The following is a 22,152-nucleotide window of genomic DNA, read 5'->3' as shown; positions in this document are numbered from 1 at the left end:
CACTTACAGCGGCCAAACCAGAGGTTTGGGAGCCGTAAGTGATAGGGCAACCGGGGGAAGGAGGAGGCGTTTAGCGCTCCAGGTCGCCGCGGATGAAGGCCTCGACCTTTTCCCGGGCGAGGTCGTCGTTGAACTGCTCCGGCGGGGACTTCATGAAGTAGCTCGACGCCGAGACCAGCGGGCCGCCGATGCCGCGGTCCAGGCCGATCTTGGCGGCGCGGATGGCGTCGATGATCACGCCGGCGGAGTTGGGCGAGTCCCAGACTTCGAGCTTGTATTCCAGGGACACCGGGGCGTCGCCGAAGTTGCGGCCTTCGAGGCGGACGAAGGCCCACTTGCGGTCATCGAGCCACTGGACGTAGTCCGACGGGCCGATGTGCACGTCCTTGGCGGCGAGCTCAGCCTCGACGTTGGACGTGACGGCCTGGGTCTTGGAGATCTTCTTGGACTCGAGGCGGTCGCGTTCGAGCATGTTCTTGAAGTCCATGTTGCCGCCGACGTTCAGCTGGTACGTGCGGTCCAGGGTGACGCCGCGGTCCTCGAACAGTTTGGCCATGACGCGGTGCGTGATGGTGGCACCGATCTGGCTCTTGATGTCGTCGCCCACGATCGGCACGCCCGCGGCGGTGAACTTGTCCGCCCACTCCTTGGTGCCGGCCAGGAACACCGGCAGGGCGTTGACGAACGCCACGCCGGCGTCGATTGCGCACTGGGCGTAGAACTCGGCTGCTTCCTGCGAGCCGACCGGCAGGTAGCAGACCATGACGTCAACCTTGGCGTCCTTGAGGGCCTGGACGACGTCGACCGGCTCCTCCGGGGACTGCTCGATGGTCTCGAGGTAGTACTTGCCGAGGCCGTCCAGGGTGTGGCCGCGCTGGACGGTGACACCGGTCGGCGGGACGTCGGCGATCTTGATGGTGTTGTTTTCGCTGGCCAGGATGGCGGCGGACAGGTCCTGGCCCACCTTCTTGCCGTCGACGTCGAACGCTGCAACGAACTCGACGTCGCCGACGTGGTACTGGCCGAACTCCACGTGCATCAGGCCCGGGATCGTGGCCTTGGGGTCGGCATCTTTGTAGTACTGGACGCCCTGGACCAGCGAGGTGGCGCAGTTACCTACGCCGACGATTGCAACACGAATCGGATGTGAAGACACGGAACTCCTTTTGAGAACAAGGGTGCCCGGCGCGGCAGCACTCTGTTGTGCTCCGGCGGCAGGCGGACACGGCGCCGCTAGGCGCCCTTAGTAGTCTAGTCAACACTGCCGGGGCCGCGGTTGTTCCCGCGGCCCCGGCTTTCTGTGACAGGTGGAGGGTCCGGTTACTTCTGGGCCCACAGGTTGATGTCGGATTCGACGGCGAACTCGTCGATCGCGTCCAGCTCCTCGGCCGTGAAATCCAGGTTCTGAACGGCGGCCAGGGTGTCCTCGAGCTGCCGGACGCTGGATGCGCCGACCAGGGCGGACGTGACGGACGAGCCCTTGCCCTGCTCGCGGAGGATCCAGGCGATGGCCAGCTGCGCGAGGGTCTGCCCGCGGCCCTCGGCTATCCCGTTGAGCCCGCGCACACGGCTCAGCTTGTCCTCGGTGATCATGGATTCGCCGAGTGACTTGTGCTGGGCGGCGCGGGAGTCGGCCGGGATGCCCTGCAGGTAGCGGTCGGTGAGCATGCCCTGCGCCAGCGGCGAGAACGCGATGGACCCTGCGCCCACCTGCTCCAGCGCCTCGTAGAGGTTCGGGCTGCCGTTTTCGGTCCAGCGGTTGAGCATGGAGTAGCTGGGCTGGTGGATCAGCAGCGGGGTGCCGAGTTCCTTCAGGATCCGGGCCGCCTCGAGGGTCTGTTCCGGCGTGTAGGAGGAAATGCCGGCGTAGAGGGCCTTGCCGGAGCGCACGGCCTGGTCCAGGGCGCCCATGGTCTCTCCCAGCGGGGTCTCGGGGTCCGGGCGGTGGCTGTAGAAGATGTCCACGTAGTCCAGGCCCATCCGGCCCAGCGACTGGTCCAGGCTGGCCAGCAGGTACTTGCGGGAACCGAAGTTTCCGTAGGGACCGGGCCACATGTCGTAGCCGGCCTTGGTGGAGATGATCAGTTCGTCGCGGTACGGTGCGAAGTCGTCCTTGAAGTGACGGCCGAAGTTGGTCTCGGCGGTGCCGTAGGGCGGGCCGTAGTTGTTGGCGAGGTCGAAGTGGGTGACGCCGAGGTCGAAGGCGCGGCGCAGGATGGCGCGCTGGACCTCGAACGGCTTGTCATCGCCGAAGTTGTGCCACAGGCCAAGGGAGATGGCGGGGAGTTTCAGGCCGCTGCGTCCCACGCGGCGGTAGGGCATGGAGTCGTAGCGGGTGTCAGCTGCCAAATATGTCATACGTCATATCCTGCCTTAGTCGAATACTTATTCGGAAACGATGGCGGCGCTGTGGCCGGGGAGGTCGAGGTGGCCTGCAGCGACGGCTTCCGGCCGCAAGGCGTCGTCCGTGGCCAGCAGCAGGGCGGTGCCGCGGACGGCGACGCGGCGCGGCACGCCGGAGAAGTTCATCGCCACCTGGACCTTGCCGCGCCGCAGCACCAGCCAGCCCTCGTCCTCGCTAAACTCCACCCCGGTGTCGCCGAGGCCGGGTTCCGTCAGGTCCGGGGTGGCGCGGCGCAGCGCGATCAGCGCCCGGTACAGCTCCAGCAGACGGGCATGGTCCCCGTCGGCGGCCTCGGCCCAGTTGAGTTTGGACCGGGTGAACGTCTCCGGATCCTGCGGATCGGGAACGACGGCGGGGTCCCAGCCCATCCGTTCGAACTCCCGGATCCGCCCCTCGGCCGTGGCCTTGCCAAGCTCCGGTTCCGGGTGCGAGGTGAAGAACTGCCACGGCGTCGTCGCGCCGTACTCCTCGCCCATGAACAGCATGGGAGTGAACGGCGAGGTCAGGGTGGCGACGGCGGCGAGCGCCAGCTGCCCGTAGCCCAGGGTCTGGGACAGCCTGTCCCCCGTGGCACGGTTGCCGATCTGGTCGTGGTTCTGGCTGCACACCACCAGGGCGGCGGGGTGGACCAGCTCGCTGTCGATGGGCCGGCCGTGGTGGCGGGCGCGGAAGCTGGAGTAGCTGCCGTCGTGGAAGAATCCGCGCTGCAGGACCTTGGCCAGCGCCGCCAGCGAGTCGAAGTCGGCGTAGTAGCCGGTGCTCTCGCCGCTGACGTTGACGTGCACGGCGTGGTGGAAGTCATCGCTCCACTGCCCGGCCAGCCCGTAACCGTTGGCATCCCGCGGGTAGAGCAGGCGCGGGTTGTTCAGGTCCGATTCCGCGATCATGGTGGCCGGGCGTCCTGTCTCGGCGAAGATGTGGTCCGCCAGGGCACCGAAGTCCTCCAGCAGGTGCACGGCACGCTCGTCCTTGAAGGCGTGCACGGCGTCCAGCCGCAGCCCGTCCACGTGGTAGTCCCGGAGCCACATCGCGGCGTTGTCCAGGATGTAGCGGCGGACCTCGTCCGATTCCGGGCCGTCCAGGTTCACGGAGTCGCCCCAGGTGTTGCCCTCCCCCGATTTCAGGTACGGCCCGAACCGGGAAAGGTAGTTGCCGCTGGGGCCGAGGTGGTTGTAGACCACGTCCTGGATGACACCCAGGCCCGCGGCGTGGGCCGCGTCCACGAAGCGCTGGTACGCGGCGGGCCCGCCGTAGCCTTCGTGCACGGCGTACCAGAGGACGCCGTCGTATCCCCAGTTGTGGGTGCCGTTGAACCCGTTGACCGGCAGCAGCTCCACGAAGTCGATGCCGAGGTCCGCCAGGTACTGCAGCTTCCCGGCCGCGGCGTCCAGAGTTCCCTCCGGGGTGAAGGTGCCCACGTGGAGTTCGTAGATGACGGCGCCCTTCAGTTCCCGTCCCGTCCACTGGCCGTCGGCCCACTCGTGGTGACCGGCGTCGAACGTGCGGGAGAGCGCGTGGACGCCCGCGGGCTGGCGCCGGGACCGGGGGTCCGGCAGCGGCGTGGGGTCTCCGTCCACCAGGTAGCCGTAGTCCACGTCCCCGGCCGCCGGCGCCCCGGCAGCGGTCCACCAGCCGCCGTGCTCACCGCTGCGCCGGCTCATGGGGTATTCCTGGCCGTCGGCGAGCAGGGTGACGGTGCCCGCCTCCGGCGCCCAGAGATCAAAGCGTGCGCTGTCGTGTCCAGGCGTGTTCATGTCCGTCCCCTATCGGTGGTTCTGTGCGTGCTTCCAGGCCGTCTTCTACGCGGTGGGCACCAGGAGGGCCACCGGGTAGTCCCGCAGGATCTCCCCCACGGCTACAGTGCCCGGACCGTGCGTGGAACCGGTCAGTTCATCGGCCATGGCCGCGGCGAGTTCGATGGTCGTGTCCTGCCAGCCGCCGCGCTGCTCCAGGCCGCGCGGCAGCCGGGTGGCGAGCGTCAGCGCGCCCGGGGCGCCGGTGGTTCCGCGGTCAAAGGCGAGCAGGTGCGCGGCGGCGGCGCCCGTGGCCGTGACCGGCGTGTACCCGGTGAACAGCTCCGGCCGGTCCCGCCGCAGGCGCAAGGCCCGCGAGGTGACGAGGAGTTTCGCTGCCTCGTCCAGGAACGACGCCGGACGCTCGCCGGCGTCGAGCGCGGCGAGGGCGCGCCGGCGGGCGCCGAAGTCGAACGGCCGCCGGTTATCCGGATCGGTCAGCGAGCGGTCCCAGAACTCGGTGCCCTGGTACACGTCCGGCACCCCGGGCATGGTCAGCTGCACGAGCTTGGCGCCGAGGGAGTTGACGGCTCCGTACGGCTCCAGCAGGGCCACGAGGGATTCCAGCTCCGCCGTCACCTCCGGGGTGTCGAAGGCGGCGTCGACGGCGTCCACAAGTTTCGCCTCGAAGGCCTCGTCCGGATCGAACCAGTTGGTCGAGTTCCCGGCTTCCCGGGCGGCTTTTTGCGCGTAGGACTGCACCCGGTCGCGGTCCGCGGGCCAGACCCCCGCGATAGCCTGCCACAGCAGGTTGGCAAGCGGCCCGTCCGGCAGGGGCGCCAGTTTCTGCAGCCGCTGCAGGGAGGCCTGCCATTCGGGCGCGAGTTCCGCGAGGACCGAGATCCGGGCCCGGGTGTCCTCGCTGCGCTTGGTGTCGTGGGTGCTGAGGGTCGTCATGGACAGCGGCAGCTCGGCCTGGCGGCGGGCCATCCGGGCGTGGAATTCCTCCGGCGCCACGGCAAACTCCGTGGGGTCCGCCCCGACCTCGGTCAGGGTACCCAGGCGGGTGTAGCGGAAGAACGCGGTGTCCTCCACGCCCTTGGCCATGACCATCCCGGAGGTCTGCTGGAAGCGGATCCCCAGCTCCGCGCCGGCGTCAGGACCAGCATCCAGCAGAAGCGGAAGGAGCACGCCGACGGCGTCTTCCAGTTCGGGGCGTCGGCGGACAGCGAGTTCGCAGGCCTCCTTGAGGACGTCCGCACCTTCCGGCAGGTAGCTGCGGTAGACCGGGAACGCGGCGATGATCTCGGACAACGCGTCCGCCGCGGCGTCCTGGGCCAGCCCAGCTCCGGCCGGGACCAGGCGTGCCAGCCGGAGCATTTCCGAATGCAGGATCCCGTCCGTGATCCCTCGCTTGGTGCCCCGGATCATCTCCTCGTAGTCGGCGGCGCCGCCGCGCAGTTCGGCGTCGAGCGCGTCGAGCGGTCCCTGGCCGGCGGCGTCGACGAACACCCGGTCCACGTCCGCGAGGGCGTCGTAGCCGGTGGTGCCCTCGCACTCGAAGCCGGCCGGCAGGGTTTCGCCCGGTTCCAGGATCTTCTCGATCAGCAGGTAGCTGCCGCCCGTAACTTCGCGCAGCCGGTGCAGGTATCCCTCCGGATCGGCGAGGCCGTCCGGGTGGTCGATCCGCAGCCCGTCTACGAGCCCTTCCCGGAACCAGCGCACAACCTCCGCGTGGGATTCATCGAAGACCTCGGGGAGTTCCACCCGGATCCCGGCCAGGCTGTTGACAGCGAAGAACCGGCGGTAGTTCAGGTCCGTGTCCGCCCGGCGCCAGCCGACCAGCTCGTAATGCTGCCGGTCGTGGACCTCACGCGGATCGTCACCCGCGGTGTAGCTGCCCTCGGCGAGCGGGAAGCGGTGGTCGTAGTAGCGCAGCTCCCCGTCCGTGATCTGGAGTGCGTCCACGTCCGAGTCCGCCCCCAGCACCGGGATCCGCACGCGGCCGCCGCCAAAGTCCCAGTCGACGTCGAACGCCTGCGCGTAGCGGGACTGCTGCCCCTCTTTCAGGAGGGACCACCACCACGTGTTCTGGACCGGTGTCGCGACGCCGACATGGTTGGGCACGATGTCGATCAGCACGCCCATGCCGGCCTCCCGCGCGGCGGTCGAGACCGCCAGCAGCCCGTCCGCGCCGCCCCGGTCCGGATCGATGGCGGAGGGATCCGTGACGTCATAGCCGTGGTCCGAACCCCGCTCCGCCGTGAGGATCGGCGACAGGTAGATCCAGTCCACGCCCAGCGACTTCAGGTACGGCACCGTCTGCGCGGCGTCCTGCAGCGTGAAGCCGGGGCGGATCTGCAGCCGGTACGTCGAGACGGGCGTCCTCATGAGGCCGGGCCCTTTTTGGACCGCGGCTTCTTGGCGCCCTTCGAGTTCCCGGCCGGAGCACGCTTGCCCGGGGCACGCTTCGCCGGCTCAGGTGCGGGCTCAGGTGCAGTCACAGGCTCGGGGGCCGGCTCAGGGGCCGGCTCGGGTGCAGGCTCGGGGGCCGGCTCGGGGGCCGTATCAGGCTCTGCAGGCGCCGCCTCAGCAGGAGCGGCCTGCGCAGGTGACTCAGCAGAGGTAGGAACCTCGGTAACCTCGGCCACTTGCTCAGCCGGTGCGGCGGGGGCTGCCTCCGCGGGAACCTCGGCCCTCGCGGCCAGGGATGCGGCGGCGGAGTAGTCCACCTCCACCTCCGGGCCCGAGTAGGCGCGCAGCACCACCAGGGACTTCGCCGCCAGCTTCAGGACGCTGCCGGCCTTGAGCGGCTGGCCGGTGTCCGCCGAGTCGGCGGTGTCCACGAGGAGGTCCCAGAACGGGGTGTATTCCTCGGCCGGGAGCAGGAAGTCGACGTTGTCATCGTGAGCGTTGAAGGCCAGCAGGAAACTGTCGTCGGTGATACGGCGTCCGCGCGAATCCTGTTCCTGGATGCCGTGGCCGTTGTAGAACACGCCGATGGTCCGGCCGAATCCGCTGTCCCAGTCCTCCGGCAGCATTTCCTTGCCATCGGTGTTGAGCCAGACGATATCCGGCAGTTTCTCGCCCTCGCCGCGGCGTACCGGGCGGCCGTCGAAGAAGCGGCTGCGCCGGAAGGTGGGGTGGTCGCGGCGGATCTTGTTGACCACGGCCGTGAACTCCACGAGCGGCTGGTCCATGGCGTCCCAGTGCACCCAGCTGAGTTCGGAGTCCTGGCAGTAGGTGTTGTTGTTGCCCTGCTGCGTCCGGCCCATCTCGTCGCCGTGCAGAAGCATCGGGACGCCCTGGGAGAGCAGGAGGGTGGCGATGAAGTTGCGCTGCTGGCGGGCGCGCAACGTCAGCACGGCGTCGTCCTCGGTTTCGCCTTCCGCGCCACAGTTCCAGGAGCGGTTGTGCGATTCGCCGTCGTTGTTGCCTTCGCCGTTGGCGTCGTTGTGCTTCTCGTTGTAGGACACGAGGTCGCGCATGGTGAAGCCGTCGTGGGCGGTGACGAAGTTGATGGACGCCACCGGACGCCGGGCGGAGCTCTCGTAGAGGTCGGCCGAGCCGGTCAGGCGCGAGGCGAATTCGCCGAGCGTGGATGGTTCGCCGCGCCAGAAGTCACGGACGGTGTCGCGGTATTTGCCGTTCCATTCGGTCCACTGCGGCGGGAAGTTGCCCACCTGGTAGCCGCCGGGACCCACGTCCCACGGCTCGGCAATCAGCTTGACCTGGGAGACGATCGGGTCCTGCTGGATCAGTTCGAAGAAGGTGGAGAGCTTGTCGACGTCGTAGAACTCCCGGGCCAGGGTGGAGGCGAGGTCGAAGCGGAACCCGTCCACGTGCATCTCGGTGACCCAGTAGCGCAGGGAATCCATGAGCAGCTGGAGGGAGTGCGGGTGCCGGACGTTGAGTGAATTGCCCGTGCCGGTGTAGTCCATGTAGTGCTTCAGGTCATCGTCCACCAGCCGGTAGTAGGCGGCGTTGTCGATGCCCTTGAAGGACAAGGTGGGGCCTAGGTGGTTGCCCTCGGCGGTGTGGTTGTAGACCACGTCCAGGATCACTTCCATGCCGGCCTTGTGCAGGTCCCGGACCATGGCCTTGAATTCCTGCACCTGGTGCCCGACGTCCCCCGAGGAGCTGTAGGTGTTCTGCGGGGCGAAGAATCCGATCGTGTTGTAGCCCCAGTAGTTGTTGAGGCCCTTCTCCACGAGGGTGCCGTCGTTGACGAACTGGTGCACGGGCATCAATTCCACCGCGGTAACGCCGAGTTTCTTCAGGTGCTCCACGACGGCGGGATGCGCCACGCCGGCGTACGTGCCGCGCTGCTCCTCCGGGACTTCCGGGTGCAGCTCGGTCAGGCCCTTGACGTGGGCTTCATAGATGACGGACTCGTGGTACGGGATGCGCAGCTGGCGGTCGCCGTCCCAGTCAAAGAAGGGGTTGATGACGACGCCGTGCATGGTGTGCGGAGCCGAGTCGGCGTCATTGCGGGACATGGGGTCGCCGAAGTTATAGGAAAACAACGCGGGGTCCCAGTCGATCTCGCCCTGGATGGCCTTGGCGTACGGGTCCAGCAGCAGCTTGCTGGCATTGAACCGGTTGCCGTTGTCCGGCTCGTATTCGCCGTGGACGCGGTAGCCGTACTTCTGTCCGGGCTGGACCTGCGGCAGGTAGCAGTGCCACACGTAGCCATCCACCTCGGTCAGTTCGATCCGGGTTTCGGACAGGTCGTCAGCCAGGAGGCACAGTTCCACGCGTTCGGCGCGTTCGCTGAACAGGGCAAAGTTGGTGCCAGTGCCGTCAAAAGTGGCTCCCAGCGGGTAAGCCGTTCCGGGCCAGACTTCCATGTGTACTCCTCGTGCGCGACGAAATATTCTCTAGACAGACTACTTGTAAGTATGGTTAGTATTTGCTCGGCCGCAGTGAGCGCGCCGGTTTATGACAACTCCCGCATCACCTCCGGAACCGCTCGGGCGATGGCCGTTGCCGTCACGGGCCCCCCTCGGGAGGCCAGGACTCCGGCGTGACCGTGGAGGCTCGCTGCCATCGCGGCGATCGCCGCCCACCTGGCGTCCGGATCGATGCCATGGTCCCCGAACCGCACGACGTCGGCACCCAGTTGTGCAAGCAGCGCACCGATAATTCCCGCCAGAACGTCGCCGCTGCCGGCCGTGGCGATCCAGGGCGTGCCCTCGGCCTGGCTGAAGAAGTCCTGATAGGGCGAGGCCACGAGGGTGGTGGCGCCCTTGAGCAGCACCGTGGCTTCGGTCAGGCCGGCGGCCTGCCGCACCGCGCTGAGCGTAGATGCCTCTACCGCCGAGCGGTCCAATGCGACCCCAAGGCGCTGAAGCAACGCTGACAGTTCGCCGGCGTGGGGTGTCAGGATCACTTGCGGGGCCAGCACCTCGGGCAGGGCCGGCAGTGCGCCGGCGTCGGCGATCGTGGGGAGGCCCGAGTCTGCGGCGTCGCGGGCGCGCTGGAGCTGCTGCTCATCGGAGTCATCCAGCCCGGACCCCACGAGCCAGGCCTGCACGTGTGTATCGGCCACGGTGCCGGTACTGCACACCACCTCGGGGCAGGCCTGCCGGACCAGGTCGGCGACGTCCGGCGGACCCAGATAGCGCACCATGCCGACGCCGGCGGCCAGGGCGCCCCTGCAGGCCAGCACCGCGGCGCCGGGATACGCGCCGGTGCCTGCAACTACCCCGAGCACTCCCCTGGTGTACTTGTGCGCCCGCCGCTCCGGGCGGGGAAGCAACGCGGAAAGGTCTGCCGCCTCGAGCCGCCGCAGGGCGGGCCATGGCAGCGCTCCTTCGATTCCTATTTGAATGACCTGAACCCGGCCTGCGAAGTCCGCTCCTGGGTCTGCCAGCAGACCGGCCTTGGCCGCACCAAAGGTGACCGTCATGTCTGCGGCCAGCACTGGCGCGTTCGCTTCCCCGGTGTCCGCGTCGACGCCGCTGGGGATGTCGCAGGCCACCACCAAGGGAGAACGCGAGCCCGGCCGGGAACGTTTCAGGGCGTTGATCAGCTCGGCGGACGGTCCCCGCAGCCCGCCTTGGGCTCCGGTCCCGAGGATTGCGTCGATCACGACGTCGGCGCCGCCGGCCAGCGCGGCGAGTTCGGTCACGTTGTCCGCGGCGAGGGCGACGGCGTGGCCGCCGGCCTTCCGGAACGCGGCCAGCCCGGCGTCGTGGGCCGAGCCGGCGGTGAGCACCGCCGTCGTCCGCATGCCGCGGCCAGCCAGCAGCGCGGCGGCGAACAGCCCGTCTCCGCCGTTGTTGCCCTTGCCCGCCAGCACGGCCACGCTGGAGCCGTACAGCCGTTGCCCGCGGCCGCGCAGGCTGTTGATCACGGCGTTGGCGAGGCCGTACGCGGCCCGCTGCATGAGAACAGCGCCCGCACCGGAGCCCAGGGTGTCGTCGAGAAATGGCTTCTCGGCGTCTCGTACCTGGGTTCCGGTGTAGGCGCTGATCATGGTTTCAGTCCATTCGCGGTCGCTGGGGAATGCCTGGCGCTTGGGCCGGTGTTGCGTGGACGGCCGCCTCAGCCTTCGGCGAGAACCGTCGCAGTGGCAATCCCGCCGTCGTGGCTCATCGACAGGTGCCAGCGTTTGACGCCCTTGGACTCCGCTACGGCCAGCACGGTGCCCTTGACCTGGATGGTGGGCCCGTTTTGGTCCAGCCCGATCCAGCAGTCCTGCCAGTTCATGCCCGCCGGCGCCCCGAGCACCTTGGCCACGGCTTCCTTCGCCGCGAACCGCGCGGCGAGAGAGCGCGTGTTCAGTTCCCGTTCGGCGGGGACGAACAGCCTGTCGCGCAGCCCGGGGGTGCGCTCGAGCTGCCGGCCGAACCGTTCAATGTCTACGACGTCTATGCCTATGCCAACGATCATGGCGTTATTCTACGGTCACACTCTTGGCCAGGTTGCGTGGCTGGTCCACGTCGTAACCCTTGGCCGAGGCGAGTGCGAGGGCGAAGATCTGCAGCGGAACCGTTGCGAGCAGCGGTGCCAGGAGCGTGGGGGTCTCCGGGATGTAGAAGACGTGCTCGGCATACGCCTTCACGGCCTCGTCTCCCTCTTCCGCGATCACGATCGTCCGGGCGCCGCGGGCGCGGACTTCCTGGATGTTGGAGACCACCTTGGAGTGCAGCGAGTCGCGGCCGCGCGGGGAGGGGACCACCACGAAGACGGGCTGGCCTTCCTCGATCAGGGCGATCGGGCCGTGCTTGAGCTCGCCGGCGGCGAAGCCCTCGGCGTGGATGTACGCGAGCTCCTTGAGCTTGAGCGCACCTTCCATCGCCACCGGGAATCCGACATGGCGGCCCAGGAACAGCACGGACTTGGCGTCGGCCATGGAGACGCCGAGTTCCTTGATCTGTGCCTCGTTGTCGAGGATGTGCTGGATCTTGGCAGGAATCTTGCCCAGGTCGGCCAGGATGTCCTTGATCTCGCCCTGGAACTTGTTGCCACGCAGCTGTGCCAAATAGAGGCCCAGCAGGTAAGCGGCCGTGATCTGGGCCAGGAAGGCCTTGGTCGAGGCCACGGCGATTTCGGGTCCGGCGTGCGTGTAGAGCACGGCGTCGGATTCGCGCGGGATGGTGGACCCGTTGGTGTTGCAGATCGAGACCGTCTTGGCGCCCTGTTCCTTGGCGTAGCGGACGGCCATGAGGGTGTCCATGGTCTCGCCGGACTGGGAGATGGAGACAATCAGCGTGTTCTCGTCCACGATCGGATCCCGGTAGCGGAATTCGTGCGAGAGTTCGACCTCGGTGGGGATCCGGCACCAGTGCTCAATGGCGTACTTCGCAACCTGGCCGGCATAGGCGGAGGTGCCGCATGCCAGGACGATGATCTTGTCGACGCTCTTGAGCAGCTCCGGATCGACACGGAGCTCATCCAGCGTCAGCTTGCCGTGGATGTCGGAGCGGCCCAGCAAGGTCTGCAGCACGGCGTCCGGCTGGTCGTGGATTTCCTTTTCCATGAAGGACGGGAAGCCGCCCTTTTCGGCGGAGGCAGGGTCCCAGTTGACGTGGTATTCCTTGCCCTCGGCGGGGGCGCCGTAAAAGTCCGTGATCTCCACGGCGTCGGCGGTGATCGTGACGATCTGGTCCTGGCCGAGTTCCACGGCACGCCGGGTGTAGTCGATGAAGCCGGAGACGTCGGAGCCGAGGAAGTTCTCGCCCTCGCCGAGGCCGACGACCAGCGGGGAGTTGCGGCGGGCTGCGACTACCACGTCCGGCTGGTCGACATGGACGGCGAGCAGCGTGAAGGCGCCCTCGAGCCGCTGGCAGGCAAGCTGCATGGCCCGGGTAAGGCCGCCGTTGACCGTGTCACCGCCGAGCTGGTTGCGGTAGATGTCGCCCAGGAGGGCTGCGGCTACCTCCGTGTCGGTCTCGGAGGCGAAGGTGACACCCTTGCGCAGGAGCTCCAGCTTGAGTTCGGCGAAGTTCTCGATGATGCCGTTGTGGATCAGGGCCAGCTTGCCGTCGTCGGCCAGGTGCGGGTGGGCGTTCTGGTCCGTCGGGCCGCCGTGCGTCGCCCAGCGCGTGTGGCCGATGCCCGTAAGGGAATCCGGCAGCGGGCTGGAGTCCAGCTCGTTGATCAGATTGCTCAGTTTGCCCGACTTCTTGCGGGAGGAAATGGTGCCGTCGGCAACCACTGCAATGCCCGCGGAGTCATAGCCGCGGTACTCCAAGCGCCGCAATCCTTCTAGGACAACGTCCAATGCATTGTGTCCAGCATTTACCCGGCCATCTGAGTGGCCCACATATCCAACGATTCCACACATGGTCATAAGCCTAGCGGGTTTCCCGGAGGGAGGACGTGGGATGGCGGCGAGCGGCCGCCAGTGCGGACGCCACGGCGGGCAGCCGCGACCGGCCAGGGCACTGGCCTGCGGTGGGCTCATTCGGGCTCCCACCGGCCCGTCCATTTCGCTCTCGGCGCCGTGAAGGGCAGAATCTCTAGGGTGACTTTGCAACGCAATGAAGCGAACGGGGAAGGTGTCTCACCGTTCGTGGAGCTGGATCGGCAGACCTGGTCCCGGCTCGCTGCCCAGATGGAGCAGCCCCTTAATGAAGAGGACGTGTTCCGTCTCCGTGGCCTCGGGGACCCCCTCGATATCAAGGAAGTGCGCGAGGTCTACCTGCCCTTGTCCCGGCTCCTGCACCTTTATGTGGAAGCCGCAGGGCAACTGCATTCGGCCACAACCACCTTCCTCGGCGAGAGCACCCAGCGCACTCCGTTCGTGATCGGCGTGGCCGGCTCGGTGGCCGTCGGCAAGTCCACCATCGCCCGCGTCCTGCGGGAGATGCTGCGGCGCTGGCCGGGCACTCCCAACGTGGAGCTCATCACCACAGATGGATTCCTCTACCCTCTCGCCGAACTCAAGCGCCGGCAGTTGCTGGAACGCAAGGGCTTTCCGGAGTCGTACGACCGCCGGGCCCTGCTGCGCTTCGTGAGCGAGATCAAGAGCGGCGCCGAGGAAGTCCGCGCCCCCTGGTACTCCCACGTCACCTACGACATCGTCCCCGGGAGGGAAGTGGTGGTACGCCGGCCGGACGTGCTGATTGTCGAGGGCCTGAACGTCCTGGCGCCGGCCAGGCCGCGGCAGGACGGCCGGCAGGGCCTTGCCCTGAGTGATTTCTTCGACTTCTCCATTTACGTCGACGCGAAGACCTCGTACATCGAGGAGTGGTATGTGGACCGGTTCCGCAAACTGCGGAGCACGGCCTTCGCCCAGCCGGAATCGTACTTTCACCGGTACGCAACCCTCTCCGACACCGAGGCCGAACAGACCGCGCGTGAGATCTGGAAGCGCATCAACGAGCCCAACCTCGAGGAAAACGTCCTCCCGACCCGGGGCCGCGCGCAGCTGGTGCTGACCAAGGACGCGGACCACTCCATCCGGCGAATGCTGCTGAGGAAGGTCTAGCACAGATGTGCTACGACGGCGGAGACGGAGAGTTGGGGCGGCCGGCGGCCGGCCCGGATTCGCCCAGCCGCCGGGCCTTCAGCCGCCTGCTGCTGGCGGGCACCGGCCTGGCTGCGCTGTCCGCCTGCACACCGGCCCAGCCCTACACGCCATCCGGCACGCCGGGACCGACGCCGGCCCCGCGCATCGGCAGTGCCACGCCGCCAGCCGCCGCGGCGGCATCCAGCTCGCCGGCAGGCTCACCGTCGGCGACCCCGACGACGGCGGCTGCCGTCCCGCCGTCGGCCGCGGCGCCCCCTCCTTCGGCAGCGGCACGCCCGCCTTCAGCCGCAGCGCCGGGGCCGCAGCATTCACTCTCGGACCCCACCAGCCCCTGGGTGATCGTCAACAAGCACCGCCCGCTCTCCCCCGCCACGTTTGTGCCGCCGGATCTGGTCCGGCCGGCCGTCCGGTTGGCCACCTCCGGCGAGGCGGCCTTGCTGAACAGCACGACGGCGGCCGCGGCGGAAAAGATGTTCGCGGCGGCGGCCGCCGACGGCGTCATCATCACCTTGGCCAGCGGATACCGTTCCTTCACGACCCAGCGGGCGACCTACGGCAGTTACGTGAACTCCCGTGGCAGGGCCGAGGCCGACACTGCCTCCGCCCGGCCCGGCTATTCGGAGCACCAGACGGGGTGGGCCTTCGACATCGGCGACGGCAGCGGGGCGGACAGCTTCACGCCACAGTTCAAGGACCGGCCGGCGGCGATCTGGGCCAAGGCGAACGCCCACCGCTTCGGCTTCGTGGTCCGCTACCCGTGGATGCTGCACGAAATCACCGGGTATTACTACGAGCCCTGGCACCTGCGCTTCATCGGCACCGAGGCGGCCATGGACATGTCCACCCGCGGCATCGGCACGCTGGAGGAGTACTTCGGCCTGGAGCCGGCGCCGGCGTATTTGTAGGGCCTGGCTCAAGGTCCTAAGCCTGAGTCCTAGGTCTGCCTGGGCGTAAGACCGCGCCGGATTTTCCCACCTTTGGCACCACGGCGCCGGGACACTCCGGCGCAACCGGCCGACACGCCGTCGGCCGCCGGGAAACGTGGGAACCCCGGCGGCGCCGGCCACTGCGACGCGCCCACGGACCCGCAGGCTAACGATTCGGGGCCGGGCTATTCCGGACGGGGCTATTCGGGGCCGGGGCTATTCGGGGACGAGCGCCAGGGCCAGTTCGGTCCGGACCACCTGGGCCAGCCGCTCCGCGACGCCCTGGGCGGTTTCGTGGTCTCCGGCTTCCACCATCACGCGCACCACCGGCTCGGTACCGGAGGGCCGCAAGAGGACGCGTCCGGTGTCGCCGAGTTCTGTTTCGGCCACGGAAACGGCCGCTGCGACTACTTCATCGCCTTTCACACGGGTGCGGTCCACGCCCTTGACGTTGATGAGGACCTGGGGCAGCTTGGTCATCACCGTGGCCAGCTCCTTGAGCGGGCGCCCCGTGAGAGCCACCTGAGCGGCGATCTGCAGGCCGGTCAGCACACCGTCGCCGGTGGTGGCGTGGTCGGCAAAAATCACGTGCCCGGACTGCTCGCCGCCAAGGCTGAAGCCGCCGTTGCGCATTTCCTCGAGGACGTAGCGGTCCCCCACCCCCGTTTCACGCAGGCTGATCCCGGCGTCGCGCAGGGCGAGCTTCAGGCCGAGGTTGCTCATGACGGTGGCCACCAGGACATCGTCCTTGAGCTTTCCGGAGGCTTTGAGCGCCACGGCAAGGATGGCCATGATCTGGTCGCCGTCCACCTCGTTGCCCTCGTGGTCCACGGCGAGGCAACGATCGGCGTCGCCGTCGTGGGCGATTCCGAGATCCGCCCCGTGATCCAGGACAGCTTGCTTGAGCGGGCCCAGGTGGGTGGAGCCGACACCTTCGTTGATGTTGAGACCGTCCGGTTCGGCGCCGATGACCACCACGTTCGCGCCGGCGTCCTTGAACACCTGCGGGGAGCAGCCACTGGCCGCACCATGCGCACAGTCCAGCACTACCTTCAGGCCGTCCAGGCGGTACGGAAGCGTGCCGAGCAGGTGCACGATGTAGCGGTCCTCGGCGTCGGAGAAGCGCTGGATCCGCCCCACCTCACCGCCGACGGGCCGGAAGGGTTCCTTGTCGAGCTGCTCTTCAATGGCGTCCTCGACGTCGTCGGGCAGCTTCTGGCCGCCGCGGGCGAAGAACTTGATGCCGTTGTCCGGCGCGGGGTTGTGGGAGGCGGAGATCATGACGCCGAAGTCGGCGTCAAGGTCGGCCACGAGGTAGGCGGCGGCCGGGGTGGGGAGGACGCCGGCGTCATAGACGTCGATTCCCGAGCTTGAGAGCCCCGCTTCCACGGCGGCAGCGAGGAACTCGCCGCTGGCTCGGGGGTCGCGTGCCACCACGGCGATCGGCCGCTTCCCGGTCGTGTTGCGGTCATGGCCAAGTACGACGGCGGCGGCCTGAGCCAGCTGCAAGGCGAGCTCGGCGGTCAGCAACCCGTTCGCCAGGCCACGGACTCCATCGGTTCCAAATAATCTAGACATCGGACCAAGCTTAGTCGATGGCCGGCCACACGAGGGGGTGCACGCCATCAATCCGCTGCAGAGGTGACGATCCCGGCACATGGAAATGGCCACCCAAGCCAAGCGGGTTGGCCGACTACTTGGTTTTGAAGTTTCTTGTACTCTACTTTCCCCAAAAACCTACTGCCTTTTCCAGGATGCGTTTAGGCTTCGTGGCATGAAACCTAGCTCTGGGGGCTTGGCGCTCGAAATCGTAGTACCGGTCTTTAATGAACAGGCCGTACTTGAAAGCAGCATCACTAAGCTCGCGAATTACTTATCGCAAGAAATGCCTTCGACGTGGCAAATTACGATTGCGGACAATGCAAGCACGGACAATACTTCGACTATTGCCCAACGCTTAGCGGCGCAGTTGCCAAATGTTGTTCACCGAAGGCTTGAGGTCAAGGGACGCGGGTTCGCGCTGAGGGATGCGTGGAGCGCATCCTCGGCCAACGTCGTTGCGTACCTCGATGTCGATTTGTCAACGGACCTCGCCGCCCTGCCCCCACTCGTAGCTCCGCTGCTGTCGGGTCACTCGGACATTTCCATCGGAACCAGACTGGGGCAGAGTTCCCGGGTGAGCCGCGGGCCAAAGCGCGAGTTCATTTCTCGGTCCTACAACTATCTGCTCCGACGGACCCTTCAGGTGAAGTTCTCCGACGCCCAATGTGGATTCAAAGCCCTCCGCGCAGACGTCGCCAGGAGGCTTCTCCCCCACATCGAGGACAACGGATGGTTCTTCGACACGGAAATGCTGATCATCGCCGAGCGCTCCGGCCTGCGGATCCACGAAATTCCCGTGGACTGGATTGACGACCCCGACAGCCGAGTCGATATCAAGCAGACTGCCATTGATGATCTTCGTGGCCTGGTCCGCGTTGCCGGAGCTCTTTTCAAGGGGACCATCCCGGTTCAAGCCATCTATGCGGAACTGGGTCGCAGGCCGATCGCCCCTCCGGGACGGCCCAGCTTCTTTGGCCAAGTACTCCGGTTCGGAATCGTCGGGGCGCTATCCACAATCGCCTTTGCGCTGCTGTACCTGGTCCTTCAGGCGCCGTTCGGTGCGCAGCAGGCCAATTTCATGGCCCTGTTGCTGACCGCCATCGGCAACACAGCGGCCAACCGCCGTTTTACGTTTGGCATTAGCGGGCCGGTCAAGCTGTTCACACAGCAAATCCAGGGTCTGGTCGTGTTCCTCCTCGCGTGGACCATGACGTCGTCCTCGCTGGCCATCCTCCACACGGTCAACGCCGACGCCCCTCCGAACCTTGAACTGATAATCCTTACCGGGGCAAATGTTCTCGCAACCCTGATGAGATTCGTGCTGTTGCAAGTCTGGGTATTCCGCGACAGTCGCAGCGGCGGCCGGACCGCCGCACTCGCCCTGGCGCCGGCCCAAGGAGCAGCCCAGTGAGCCGCGTCGCAGCTGACACCGCGGGTGCAACCGGTACACGCGGCGTCAGGCGACAGCACCGGACACCGGCACCTGTGGCCAAATTTCTTCGCGGCCGGTTGGTGGATCCCGTCTGGGAGCGGCCGGCCTTGTTGGCGCTCATTGCCTTGACGACGCTGCTGTACACCTGGGGGCTTGACCGTAACGGATGGGCGAACTCGTTCTATTCAGCGGCGGCGATGTCCGGCTCGCTCGACTGGACGGCTTTTCTATTCGGTTCATCCGATCCGAACAACGCCATTAGCGTGGACAAGCCCCCGCTCAGCCTCTGGGTCATGTCACTATCGGTCCGGATATTCGGACTCAACTCCTGGAGTCTGCTGCTCCCTCAGGCCCTCATGGGCGTCATCAGCGTCTACCTCCTCTACCGCATGGTCCGCAAGCGCTTCGATGCCGCGACATCACTTTTGTCCGGCGCATTCCTGGCAGTCATTCCAGTTGCAACCGTGATGTTCCGCTACAACAACCCCGATGCACTCTTGACGCTGCTGATGATTGGCATTGTCTATTTGACCCTCGAGGCCGTGGAGACCTCAAGGTTCCGGTGGCTCCTGCTGGCTGGAGTTCTTACGGGCGCGGGCTTCCTGACGAAACAGCTCCAAGTCCTGCTGGTGTTGCCGGCCGTGGGGGTTGCTTACTTTTCCTTCGCCCGCGCCTCACTGCCCAGGCGTCTCTTGCACCTGCTGGGAGCGCTGGGGGCGGCCGCCGTGGCCGGGGGATGGTGGCTGCTTGTGGTCCAGCTGACGAGCCCCTCCCAGCGACCGTTCATCGGGGGATCAAGGAACAATAGCGTTATCGAACTGACCCTTGGTTACAACGGGTTGGACCGCCTCACTGGCGCCGATGCCAGCAGGACAATGGCTCCGGGTGCGGGGACCGCCGACAAGCTGGACGCTGGCTTCCAACGGTTCCTCCAGCCGCAGTTCTCTGGTCAAAGTGGCTGGTTCCTTCCGTTGGCCATTGCGGGGCTCTGCGTGACCGTCTGGTATCTGGGGCGGCGCCAGGGGCGGCCCGGGGCACGCGCGCTTCTCCTGGCCTGCGGCATCTGGTTTGTCTGCGCAGCAACTGTGCTGGCCTTCATGTCGGGAATCGTGCATCCCTACTACGTACTCACGGCAGTGCCGCCCCTGTGCGTCCTGGCCGCGGTTGCTTTGATGCACTTCCTTCGTGGCCTGCAGCGGACCAGAATTCGGATTCTGACCGGCCTCACCTTGATCGTGAGCATGGCCTTTGCCTGCATCACCGCCGCCTATTCGGTGAAGGAGCTTCCGTGGATGCCGGTCGCCATGCTCTGCCTATGGGGCCTAGCCATCGCTGCAGTCTTCGTTCGGGCCCCGGGGCCCCGAGTGGCAAAAGCGTCCTCACTTCTTATCGTGGCCGCGCTGTTCACCGGGCCCGTCACCTGGTCGATGAATACAGTTCTGAACTCTCACACAGGAGCAGGAGTTAACGCCGGACCCAGCATCTTCGGGTTTCGGACAGACGACCGGTCCCGCTCATCCCCCGATACGCCCTCAAGCCTCCTGACGGTTGTGTTCGGTGACGTGCCGACACCGGCACTGTTGGAACGCCTCCGCCAGTCGCCCTCGTCCGCTGCGTGGGCGGCAGCCGTGGTGGGTTCAGAGTCGGCGGCCAACTATCAACTGGAGCTGGGCCGGGCAGTGCTGCCACTCGGCGGCTTCGATGGCACAGACCCCTTCCCGACCCTCGAGCAGTTCAAAGTCCTGGTAGAGGAGGGGCGTGTGGGATCTGTCGTGATCCAGGGTCTGCCGCCGCTCACGCTTGAAGGGCGCGGCGAGTCAGCTCGAATCGTCGAATGGGTCAGGCAGCGGTTCGTTGCCAAGGACATCGACGGCGCACAGTACTTCCAACTCACCAAATAAGGGGCCCTTGGAACGGCGAAAACCCGCCCCGCCGGGTGGCGGAACGGGCTTTCGGAGGGGCGCTTTGCGCCCCAAGCGGGATTAGCGCTTGGAGTACTGCTGAGCCTTGCGAGCCTTCTTGAGACCAGCCTTCTTACGCTCGATGACGCGGGCGTCACGACGCAGGTAACCGGCCTTCTTCAGGGTGGCGCGGTTGTTCTCGGTGTCGATCTCGTTCAGCGAACGGGCGATGCCGAGGCGCAGGGCACCGGCCTGGCCGGAGATGCCGCCACCGTGGATACGGGCGATGACGTCGTAGGCGCCGTCAAGATCGAGGATCTTGAAGGGCTCGTTGACATCCTGCTGGTGCAGCTTGTTCGGGAAGTAGTTCGCCAGCTCGCGGCCATTGATGGTCCACTTGCCGGAGCCCGGCACAACGCGAACGCGTGCGACGGCTTCCTTGCGACGGCCAACTGCAGCGCCGGCAACGGTCAGTGCCGGGCGTTCCTTCTTCGGCGCAGCTGCTTCCGCAGCACCGCTCTCCGAGGTGTAGCTGGTCAGGTTTTCCTCAGCCTCAACGGCTTCGGTGGTCAGTTCTTCGTTCTGAGCCACGATTCTCCTTGATAAAAAGTTGGTTGGTGGCCAGGACTACTGGGCGACCTGGGTGATTTCGAAAGTCTTGGGCTGCTGGGCGGCGTGGGGGTGCTCTGCACCGCGGTACACCTTCAGCTTGCCCAGCTGCTGTGCAGCGAGGGAGTTCTTCGGGAGCATGCCCTTGATGGCCTTCTCCACGGCGCGAACCGGGTTGGACTCAAGCAGCTCCGCGTAGTTGACGGAGGTCAGGCCGCCCGGGTAGCCGGAGTGGCGGTATGCGCGCTTCTGCTCCAGCTTGGCGCCGGTGAGGGCAACCTTTTCAGCGTTGATGATGATGACGAAGTCGCCCATGTCCATGTGGGACGCAAAGGTGGCCTTGTGCTTGCCGCGCAGCAGGATTGCGGTCTGGCTGGCAAGACGACCAAGGACAACGTCGGTGGCGTCAATGACGTGCCACTGGCGGTTGATATCGCCGGGCTTCGGGGTGTACGTACGCACGGTGTTTGCCTCGTTCTTGTTCTGGCGTTCTTGTTTTAGGCGTCACTCTTACGGTGCACCTACTATCTATGCGCTACCGGAACAGAGGTGAGGGCTCTATGTAACCAGTCATCCTGAGGTCTCGAATGTGCACGTTGAGTAGCTATCCTGCAACCGGATTCTCAAGCGGGCACGCACCATCGAGATAGGACACGCACAACGACTACCAAGAATAGCCGACGGCGGCCTCTTGGGTCAAAATGGGGTGTCCGGATGCATCCTGTCTGCCCCTCGTTGCGCAGACTTTCCCGTGCCGGCCCGCCGCATCCCTGGAGGAACCGTGTCCCACCCCGTCACCGCCGACTCCATCTCCCTGCTGCTCGCACAGCCTGTCGGACCGTCAACCGGGATCCTCTTCATAGCCGGCGTTGGCCTCCTGGGAGCGTGCCTGGGCCAGTTGGCAGAGCTCCTCATCGGGCGCGCACTCCCCCATGTCGGCGGACCGCTGACGGTACGACTGAGAATTACGACGGCGGCGGCCACCTTTGTATTCTCAGCCCTGCTGGCCTGGCGCTTCGGGCTCTCCCCTGAGCTCCCCGCCTATGCCTTACTGGCGGTTGCCGGCGTCCAGCTGGCGCGAATCGACCTTTTGCACCATTTACTGCCCAACCGGATGGTTTTGCCCCTGCTGGGGGCCGGCCTGGCGCTTCTCGGGGTCGCCGCAGGGGTGTCCGGCGAGGCAGGTAGCCTGCTACGGGGAGCTGCCGGCGCCTTAATTTTGTTCGTTTTGTACCTCTTTCTTGCCCTGACCAGCCGAAACAGCCTCGGAATGGGTGATGTGAAGCTCGCCGCGCCACTTGGCCTGTACTTGGGCTACCTAGGCTGGCCCCACTTGTTCTACGGCGGAGCACTGGGATTCGTCGTCGGAGGCCTCGGCTCGGCCGTTATTATGCTGAAAAACCGCGGAAACAAGCCAAAGGAAGTGGCCTACGGGCCCTCCATGCTGGCAGCCGGCCTGGCCGTTATCTTGCTGTTGCCCTAGGTAGCCTCCGTCCGGCCACGGGCGACGTTTCAGTAAGACGGCTTATCAAACCAAGTAGTCGGGCCCTGCCCCTACTTGGA

General features: G+C 66.5%; 16 protein-coding genes. 5 read left to right on the top strand and 11 right to left on the bottom strand.

The window, feature by feature from the left end; genetic code table 11:
• Positions 1–70: 70 nt before the first annotated feature.
• From AC1DDO_RS09510 to glmS, 8 genes are all read right to left on the bottom strand, one after another.
• Positions 71–1,156, bottom strand: coding sequence for an inositol-3-phosphate synthase (locus AC1DDO_RS09510; protein WP_441407882.1), 1,086 nt, complete (start codon positions 1,154–1,156; stop codon positions 71–73).
• 164 nt (positions 1,157–1,320) lie between these two features.
• On the bottom strand, positions 1,321–2,358 hold the full coding sequence (mgrA, locus tag AC1DDO_RS09505; RefSeq protein WP_476971784.1) for an L-glyceraldehyde 3-phosphate reductase: 1,038 nt from the start codon (positions 2,356–2,358) through the stop codon (positions 1,321–1,323).
• Positions 2,359–2,385: 27 nt separating this feature from the next.
• Positions 2,386–4,158: a malto-oligosyltrehalose trehalohydrolase gene (gene treZ, locus AC1DDO_RS09500; protein ID WP_476866631.1), complete on the bottom strand. Its 1,773-nt coding sequence runs from the start codon at positions 4,156–4,158 to the stop codon at positions 2,386–2,388.
• Between the two features lie 45 nt (positions 4,159–4,203).
• Positions 4,204–6,528: a malto-oligosyltrehalose synthase gene (gene treY, locus AC1DDO_RS09495; RefSeq protein WP_476971783.1), complete on the bottom strand. Its 2,325-nt coding sequence runs from the start codon at positions 6,526–6,528 to the stop codon at positions 4,204–4,206.
• The gene (gene glgX, locus AC1DDO_RS09490; RefSeq protein WP_476971782.1) at positions 6,525–8,987 is read right to left on the bottom strand and encodes a glycogen debranching protein GlgX; all 2,463 of its coding nucleotides are present in this window, start codon (positions 8,985–8,987) and stop codon (positions 6,525–6,527) included. The genes treY and glgX overlap by 4 nt, the downstream gene beginning before the upstream one ends.
• An 89-nt stretch (positions 8,988–9,076) precedes the next feature.
• On the bottom strand, positions 9,077–10,618 hold the full coding sequence (locus AC1DDO_RS09485) for an NAD(P)H-hydrate epimerase (protein WP_476971781.1): 1,542 nt from the start codon (positions 10,616–10,618) through the stop codon (positions 9,077–9,079).
• Positions 10,619–10,686: 68 nt separating this feature from the next.
• Positions 10,687–11,034, bottom strand: coding sequence for a holo-ACP synthase (locus AC1DDO_RS09480; protein ID WP_306915841.1), 348 nt, complete (start codon positions 11,032–11,034; stop codon positions 10,687–10,689).
• Positions 11,035–11,038: 4 nt separating this feature from the next.
• A complete protein-coding gene (glmS, locus tag AC1DDO_RS09475) occupies positions 11,039–12,931 on the bottom strand; it encodes a glutamine--fructose-6-phosphate transaminase (isomerizing) (RefSeq protein WP_476971780.1) in 1,893 nt (630 codons plus the stop codon).
• Positions 12,932–13,111: 180 nt separating this feature from the next.
• Here glmS and coaA point away from each other — a divergent pair, with 180 nt between their 5' ends.
• Positions 13,112–14,077, top strand: coding sequence for a type I pantothenate kinase (gene coaA / locus AC1DDO_RS09470; RefSeq protein ID WP_441407875.1), 966 nt, complete (start codon positions 13,112–13,114; stop codon positions 14,075–14,077).
• Positions 14,078–14,082: 5 nt separating this feature from the next.
• Complete coding sequence (locus tag AC1DDO_RS09465) at positions 14,083–15,024, top strand: M15 family metallopeptidase (protein ID WP_476866636.1); 942 nt, start codon at positions 14,083–14,085, stop codon at positions 15,022–15,024.
• Positions 15,025–15,261: 237 nt separating this feature from the next.
• Here AC1DDO_RS09465 and glmM read toward each other — a convergent pair whose 3' ends face one another.
• Positions 15,262–16,623, bottom strand: a complete 1,362-nt coding sequence (gene glmM / locus AC1DDO_RS09460; RefSeq protein WP_476866637.1) for a phosphoglucosamine mutase — start codon at positions 16,621–16,623, stop codon at positions 15,262–15,264.
• A 79-nt stretch (positions 16,624–16,702) separates the two neighbouring features.
• On the opposite strand from glmM, the gene AC1DDO_RS09455 reads away from it, so the two are divergent.
• Positions 16,703–18,058: a bifunctional glycosyltransferase family 2/GtrA family protein gene (locus AC1DDO_RS09455; protein WP_476971779.1), complete on the top strand. Its 1,356-nt coding sequence runs from the start codon at positions 16,703–16,705 to the stop codon at positions 18,056–18,058.
• 74 nt (positions 18,059–18,132) lie between these two features.
• Positions 18,133–19,980 carry a glycosyltransferase family 39 protein gene (locus tag AC1DDO_RS09450; RefSeq protein ID WP_476971778.1) on the top strand — a complete coding sequence of 616 codons (1,848 nt, stop codon included), beginning with the start codon at positions 18,133–18,135 and terminating at the stop codon, positions 19,978–19,980.
• Positions 19,981–20,061: 81 nt separating this feature from the next.
• Here the strand turns inward: AC1DDO_RS09450 and rpsI are convergent, their stop codons facing one another.
• Both rpsI and rplM read right to left on the bottom strand, forming a co-directional pair.
• A complete protein-coding gene (gene rpsI / locus AC1DDO_RS09445; RefSeq protein ID WP_018773707.1) occupies positions 20,062–20,571 on the bottom strand; it encodes a 30S ribosomal protein S9 in 510 nt (169 codons plus the stop codon).
• 36 nt (positions 20,572–20,607) lie between these two features.
• The gene (rplM, locus tag AC1DDO_RS09440; protein WP_015937805.1) at positions 20,608–21,051 is read right to left on the bottom strand and encodes a 50S ribosomal protein L13; all 444 of its coding nucleotides are present in this window, start codon (positions 21,049–21,051) and stop codon (positions 20,608–20,610) included.
• Between the two features lie 319 nt (positions 21,052–21,370).
• On the opposite strand from rplM, the gene AC1DDO_RS09435 reads away from it, so the two are divergent.
• Positions 21,371–22,072, top strand: a complete 702-nt coding sequence (locus AC1DDO_RS09435) for a prepilin peptidase (protein ID WP_476866640.1) — start codon at positions 21,371–21,373, stop codon at positions 22,070–22,072.
• Positions 22,073–22,152 lie beyond the last annotated feature (80 nt).

The sequence above is a fragment of the Arthrobacter sp. 10N43 genome (assembly GCF_056394525.1).
The sequence above is the reverse complement of the archived record's forward strand: the minus strand, read 5'-3'. Positions and strand labels throughout refer to the sequence as shown.